The following is a 6888-nucleotide window of genomic DNA, read 5'->3' on the forward strand; positions in this document are numbered from 1 at the left end:
TAAGGAGGCTAGCTCGCCAACTATTAACAGCAGCTTGCCTGTCTGCCCTTTTTGCTCCAAAGGTACTGGCAAATGATATTCCCAGCCAGCCTGGGGCTGTCACAACCGCTAGTTCAGTTAGCCCTGCCCCTAACTTTGCTGTAATCAAGGCGGATCACCAGGGCTACGACCAGCAACTAGGCCGCTTTGTTGCCACCGGCAACGTGGAAGCCCGCTTCAACGGCTGGCGCCTGCTGGCAGATCGAGTCGAACTGGCAGAACCCAGCCGCAGTGTCTACGCCAGCGGGCAAATTCGCCTGATCAAAGGAGATCAATACCTGCAGGCAAGCCGTCTGCGCTACAGCGACCCAGAAGGCAGCGGCGAACTTGACGACGTCTATGGCGTCATCGACCAAGACACCCTTGCCCAGGACATCAATTCTCAAGAGGAGAACTCTCAAGAAGTCAAATCTCAAGAACTCAAGGCCAAAACGAACGTTCAGCCATCTGAAGTCAGCCAACCAGCGTTTGCCTGTCCGCCACTAAGCGCAGATCCTGGCAATAGAACGCTGGTGCGGGTGTTGCCACCGGGTCGCAGCAGCCTGCCCACGATGCCAGCACCAGCCGGCTGCCCTGGCAGCGAGCTCTCCACTCCAGCTCTATCTCTAAATAGGGCACTGGAGTCAGTTGCTTTTGGCCCACCCCAGGCGGGCGGCCCGCAGCGGTGGCAATCCAATCGAAACCCCAGCAGCTCTACTAGCAAAGAACCAGCAATTGGGCAACTGCCAGAGGTGGATTCAAAGGTCAGAGATGTTGTTTTCCAGCAGAGCTGGAGCATCCGCTTCAAGCTTGATCTGGCTGCCGTAATCGACACCACCGACTCGCTCAACAGCAAGGGACAGGGCTACCGCCCACCCAAAGACAAAAAAGGCACGATCAGCCGAATCCGCTTTCAAGGAGCCCAAATCCAAATCAGAGGCAACCGCTGGACTGCCGAGCAGATCGCCTTCACCAATGACCCTTTCACACCAGCAGCTTCATGGGTTCTGGCCCGCAAAGTGGTGGCCGTAATGGATGGGAAAGGAAAGACACGCATCAACAGCCGCAGCACTCAGATTTTGCTGGACGGCAAGATCTCACTGCCGGCGATTACCAACACAACAATCGGCGCTGAGGAAGGTCGGCTTGCTTTCGACACCGACAAACAAGATCGCGATGGGTTTTTTCTCGGCTACAACCTGGAGCCCATCAAGCTGGGGCAACGCGGAAGCTTGCAGCTCCAGCCCCAGCTGAATGTGCAGCGGGCACTAGAAGGACGCACCAGTAGTTACGCCCTTTCCGGTCAAAACCTGGCCAGCCCGGGCAGCGAACAGACAGCCAAGATTGGCGACATGTTCGGCCTGCTGGCGGCACTCAATCTGCCCATGGGCTGGCTCACTCTGAATGCTGAGGCGAGTCTATCTACCTTTAATCCTGATAATTTCCGAGCCGGGACCCGTAGCAATACAAGCTTGACAGCTCCATTGAGCCTGCCCGGCCATACAAGCGCCAATGCCAGCGCATTTGGTTCATACCGAGAGCGGATTTACAACGGCAGCCTTGGACTGCAAACAGTTGTTTACTCCTACGGTGCTAATCTAGCAGGGAACGCGCTTTTAGGCCAGTACAAAAATCCAGAAAACTCTCGTAAAGCCCCCTTCTTTGCGCCAGTCAATCTCAACTGGGCAATCCAGTCAGGCTCCTACCAAGCCGAGCTTTTTGAGACAGACACGCTAGATACGCTGTGGCGCAGCTATGCCAACCTGGCAGCGAGTACTACCCTGCAGCTCTGGCAGGGCTCTGCCCTTGACGCCAGCGAAGACCCCAAGCGGGGCTTGCGTTATTCCCCCATACCGGTCGCACCCAGCTTAGGAATCAACTTCGGAGCCAGTGGCTACGCGGCCACCTATAGCGATGGCGCCAACCAAAACACCCTCACCTTGTGGGGCGGGCCTTCGTTCACGCTGGGGCAGTTTGATCGGCCCGTATTCGATTACACCCGCTTCTCCGCCTCAATCGCCGGCACCTTTTTAAATGGAGCCAGCCCCTTTGGCTTTGATCGCACGGTAGATCTGCGCACCCTTAGTTTTCAAGCAGCCCAACAGATCTACGGCCCAATTGTGCTGGAAGCTGGTGCCACCTTCAACATTGACAATGGCTCCGAATTCTATGGCGACGTTTCCTATTCCTATGTGGAATTAAAACTGCAACGCCGCTCGTACGAGCTCGGGGTCTACTACAGCCCCTACGACGGCATCGGCGGCATCCGCGTCAAACTAAACGACTTCAACTTCACTGGCAGTGGCACACCCTTCGTGCCCAGGCCTAGAAGCCGTTGATATAAGGCAAAGATTCAGCTGCGCGAGTTAGCTCGCTGTCGTGGGCCAGCAACTGGGAGGTTGCATCCCATTGCCCAGAAGCCAGCATCTGCTGGGGACCGGCCTGGAGTTCTAGCTGCCAAAGCTGCCCCCGGGAGTCCTCCAGGGAGGCCGTAGCCAGCGACAAGTTGAGCTCTTGGTCAGGATCGGCGATCAGCTGCTCTTGCAGGCTCAGCACGCTGGCGTGGGATGCGGTGAAACAAGGAATTCCCAAGGCCAGACAGTTGCCATAGAAGATCTCAGCAAAGCTTTCCCCCACCACCGCCCGAATACCCCAGCGCATCAGCGCCTGGGGAGCATGTTCACGACTTGAGCCACAACCAAAGTTGCGGTTCACAACCAGCACAGAGGCTCCCTGCAGCTCTGCTCGATCGAAGGGATGCTCCCCAGAGAGCTCGGCCCGATCATCGGCAAACACCTGCTCACCAAGCCCGTCAAAGGTGACACATTTAAGAAAGCGGGCTGGAATGATTCGGTCGGTATCAATGTCGTCGCCGGCGATGACAACGGCGCGCCCGCGCACAGCCGCGATAGGGCCAAGGGGAAAGCTGGAGGTGGTCATGGCCGCGGTCATGGCGTGGTGTTAATCATCTGGCGCACATCACACACTTTGCCGGCAATTGCGGCCGCAGCCACCATCGCCGGACTCATCAGCAGGGTGCGGCCGCTAGCCGAGCCCTGGCGACCCTTGAAGTTGCGATTACTTGAACTAGCGCTGATCTGACGGCCCTCAAGCCGGTCTGGATTCATGGCCAGACACATCGAGCAGCCGGGCTCACGCCACTCAAAGCCAGCCTCCCTAAAAACTCGGTCGAGTCCTTCCGCTACCGCGGCCGCCGCCACCTGTTCAGAACCAGGCACCACAAACGCCTTGATGCCCGTAGCCACATGGCGCCCCTTGGCCACCGCCGCAGCCGCCTGCAGATCGGACAGGCGCCCATTGGTGCAGCTGCCAATGAAGCAAACATCCACCGCTGTGCCGGCAATCGGAGTACCCGGCTGCAGATCCATGTAGCGGTAGGCCTCCTGGGCCAGGGGCCGCTCATCTGGCTCTGTCTGCTCCAAGGTTGGCACCGCTTCATCAACGCCGATGCCCTGGCCGGGGGTGATCCCCCAGGTGACCGTCGGCGCAATGGCGGCAGCATCGAAGCGCACCTCATCGTCAAAAACGGCGTCTGCGCCACTGGCCAGGCCACGCCACCAGGCCAGGGCCCGCTCCCAGGCTTCAGGCTTGGGCGCATAGGGCCGGCCTTGCAGGTAAGCAAAGGTGACGGCGTCGGGGTTGACGTAGCCGCAGCGAGCACCGCCCTCGATTGCCATGTTGCAGAGGGTCATGCGCTCCTCCATCGCCAAAGCATCGATAGCGGGGCCGGCAAATTCGTAGGCGTAGCCCACACCACCTTTGACCCCCAACACCCGGATGATGTGCAGCACCAAGTCTTTGGCATAGACGCCAGGCTGCAGCTGACCCTCAACCCAAATCCGCCGCACCTTGAGCTTGCCCATCGAAAGGCTCTGGCTGGCCAGCACATCGCGCACCTGGCTGGTGCCAATGCCAAAGGCAATCGCTCCAAACGCCCCGTGGGTGGAGGTGTGGGAGTCGCCGCAGGCGACGGTCATACCCGGCTGGGTGAGACCCAATTCGGGGGCAATCACATGCACGATTCCCTGGCGGCCGCTGCCGAGGCCATGCAAAGGGATGCCGTAGTCGCTGCAGTTGCGCTCGAGGGTGGCGAGCATCTCCTCAGCCAGGGGATCAGCGAAGGGGCGCGCCTGGGAGGTGGTGGGCACGATGTGATCAACCGTGGCCACGGTGCGCTCCGGGAGTCGCACCGGCAGGCCCAGATCTTTCAAGGCTGCAAAGGCCTGGGGGCTGGTCACCTCATGAATCAGGTGCAAACCGATAAACAATTGGGTGGAGCCGCCAGGCAACTGGGCCACCCGATGCAGATCCCAGACCTTGTCGTAGAGGGTGCCGGCACTCACGCAAGGTCCGTTCGACTGAGTCTTAAGCCTAAAGCTGCGCCCCGGGGCAGTCGGCCAGCCGCAGGCGCAAGCGATGGAGCGCCTCACCGGTAGTCAACCGCTGAATCCAGACCCGGCCGCGCGTGGCGCCAAAGCGCACTGCCTCGCTGCTGCAACCATCCGGGCCGGCAATGGCGATATGCACAAGTCCCACCGGCTTCTCAGTGCTGCCACCCCCCGGGCCGGCGATGCCGGTCACAGCAATGGCCCAGGTGGCACCAGTTGCACGGCGGGCGCCCTCAGCCATGGCGAGGGCCACCGGATCGCTGACGGCGCCGTGGCTCTCAAGCAGCGCCTGCGGCACCCCAAGCAACGCCTGCTTAATCGAGTTGGCATAGGCAATCACGCCACCAACAAAGCAATCAGAGGCTCCAGGCACCGCCGCCAGGGCCGCCCCCAGCCCACCGCCAGTGCAGCTCTCAGCTACCGCAAGCGTCTCACCGCGGCGGCGCAACTGCTCGAGCACCACACTGGCCAGGCTGTCGTCATCGACGCCGAAGCAGGCCCTACCGGAGCGGGCCCGGATCTGGGCCTCAAGCGGAGCCAGCAGAATCTGGGCTTCAGCAACGCTGCCTGCCCTGGCCGTGAGGCGCAGCTTCACCTCACCGGCGCCGGCGTAGGGCGCCACAGTTGGGTTTTCCAGGGCCAGCAGATCGGCCATCTGCTCAGCCAGAGCCGACTCGGAAACGCCCCAAAAGCGCAACATGCGACTGGCGAACACCCCCTCAGCCAAACCAGTTGAGCGCAGCCATGGCTCTGCGGTGCCAAACCACATCGCCTCCATTTCGCTTGGCACGCCAGGGAAAGTGAGCACGGTGAATCCGGGCTGAATGCCCGGGGCCGCAGGCGGGGTCCAGATCATGCCGGGGGCGGTGCCGGTGGGATTTGGCAACACAGCCGCCCCTTCTGGCAAAAATGCCTGTTTACGGTTGCTGGGGGAACAGAAACGGCCGCGCGCGCCGATGCGAGCCTGGATGTCAATCCAGATCTCTGGGTGCTCCACCAGGGGCGTGTCAAAAGCAGCAGCAATAGTTTCTGTGGTCAGGTCGTCTGGGGTCGGGCCGAGGCCGCCGGTAGTGATCAACACCCGGCAGCGACCTGCCGCTTCCCGCACCGCTGCCATCAGGCGCGGGCGGTTGTCGCCAACCACGCTCTGGCGCTGGTGGGCGATGCCCAGGGCTGCCAGCTGCTCGGCCAGCCAGCGGGCATTGCCATTAGTGATGTTGCCGAGCAGCAGCTCGGTGCCGATGCAGAGAATCTCGGCGCTCACAGCCTCACAGCTCCCGGTTGGCCGCAGGCTGCTGCAAGGCCCGGCGAGTACTAACAAGCACCCAGATCAACACAGCAGTAGCCAGGGCCAGCCAGAGAAAGCGCAATTCAGCATTCACCAGCACCAGGGCCAGGGAGCCCAACCACTGGGTGAAGGCATAAATAAGCAACACGGTGCGGCGATGACTCAGTCCCGTCCTTAGTAGCCGGTGGTGCAGGTGGCGCCGATCGGGATAGAAGGGAGAGTGGCCTTCGCTGAGGCGGCCCATGATCACAGCCGACATGTCGGCCAAGGGCAGCGACAGGATCAACAGCGGGAGCAGCAGGCTGACGCTGGTGAGCCCCTTGGCCGGGCCGACGATGCTGATCGCCGCTAGGGCAAAGCCCAAAAAATAGGAGCCGCCGTCGCCCATAAAGATGCGGGCAGGGTTGAAGTTGTGGCGCAAGAAACCGAGGCAGCTGCCAGCCAGCGCCGCGGCCAGCAGGCCAGCAGCAGGCTGATGCAGGCTGAAACTCACCGACAACAAACCCACTGCAGCGATACCGCTCACGCCCGCCGCCAGACCATCAAGACCATCGAGCCAATTAATAGCGTTGGTGATACCCACCAACCAGATCACCGTTGCCAGCAGGCTTAGCCACTCTGGCAATGGCAGCAGCAGATCAGAGCCTCCCCACCAGCCCATGGGGATCTCGATGTTGCCGATGCGCACACCCTCGTTCCAGGCAACCATCGAAATGGCCAACTGGCCGGCCAAGCGTGGCAGGGGCGGCAGAGCATAGAGATCATCTGCCAGCCCGATCAAGAAAAAGCAAAGGGCGCCGGCCAGGGTGGTCCAGATCAGCTGGTCCTTTTCAGCGGGCAGGTTGGCGAACCCACCCAATGCCCAGATGAGGCCCAGGGCTGCACTAAAGGCGATAACAATGCCGACCCCGCCAAGGCGCACCATCGGTGAGGTGTGCTGCTTGCGCGCATCGGGAGCATCCACCAATCCCCAGCGCAGTCCGAGCCGGCGTACCACTGGCACCACTAGAGCCGTGCACAGTGCAGCAACGGCAAAAGTGAGCAATGCGGCCGCGTTGGGGCTGTAGGCGAGGGTCACTGAATCAGACCGAAGCAAGCCGAAAAATGGCCTTCAGCACCCACCTTACGGGCGTTGAACTGGATCAAGCGTGCTGAAGCTCACGCGCTGCTGCG

5 protein-coding genes are annotated in these 6888 nt (G+C 61.1%); 1 reads left to right on the top strand and 4 read right to left on the bottom strand.

Going from position 1 to position 6888, the window contains the following annotated elements:
* On the top strand, nt 1-2357 hold a 2357-nt coding region (locus KBY75_RS14990; protein ID WP_255024529.1), incomplete at its 5' end, for a DUF3769 domain-containing protein.
* Here the strand turns inward: KBY75_RS14990 and KBY75_RS14995 are convergent.
* Genes KBY75_RS14995 through KBY75_RS15010 form a run of 4 tightly spaced genes read right to left on the bottom strand, consistent with a single transcriptional unit; the run spans nt 2344 to nt 6793 of the window.
* Nucleotides 2344-2958, bottom strand: a complete 615-nt coding sequence (locus KBY75_RS14995) for a 3-isopropylmalate dehydratase small subunit 2 (protein ID WP_255024533.1) — start codon at nt 2956-2958, stop codon at nt 2344-2346. The two genes, KBY75_RS14990 and KBY75_RS14995, sit on opposite strands and share 14 nt — an antisense overlap.
* Nucleotides 2959-2966: 8 nt before the next feature.
* Nucleotides 2967-4382 (bottom strand): 3-isopropylmalate dehydratase large subunit, encoded by a 1416-nt coding sequence (gene leuC / locus KBY75_RS15000; RefSeq protein WP_255024530.1) that lies wholly within the window; start codon nt 4380-4382, stop codon nt 2967-2969.
* A 28-nt stretch (nt 4383-4410) separates the two neighbouring features.
* Nucleotides 4411-5691 (bottom strand): competence/damage-inducible protein A, encoded by a 1281-nt coding sequence (locus KBY75_RS15005; RefSeq protein ID WP_255024531.1) that lies wholly within the window; start codon nt 5689-5691, stop codon nt 4411-4413.
* A gap of 4 nt (nt 5692-5695) precedes the next feature.
* On the bottom strand, nt 5696-6793 hold the full coding sequence (locus KBY75_RS15010) for a glycosyltransferase family 4 protein (RefSeq protein ID WP_255024532.1): 1098 nt from the start codon (nt 6791-6793) through the stop codon (nt 5696-5698).
* Nucleotides 6794-6888: the final 95 nt, after the last annotated feature.

This window comes from Cyanobium sp. T1G-Tous (assembly GCF_024345455.1).
In the GTDB taxonomy this organism is placed as follows: domain Bacteria; phylum Cyanobacteriota; class Cyanobacteriia; order PCC-6307; family Cyanobiaceae; genus Cyanobium_A.

Excerpts from the sequence above, each read along its gene's own strand:
- KBY75_RS14995 (WP_255024533.1), bottom strand. The coding sequence starts at position 2,958 with ATGACCACCTCCAGCTTTCCCCTTGGCCCTATCGCGGCTGTGCGCGGG.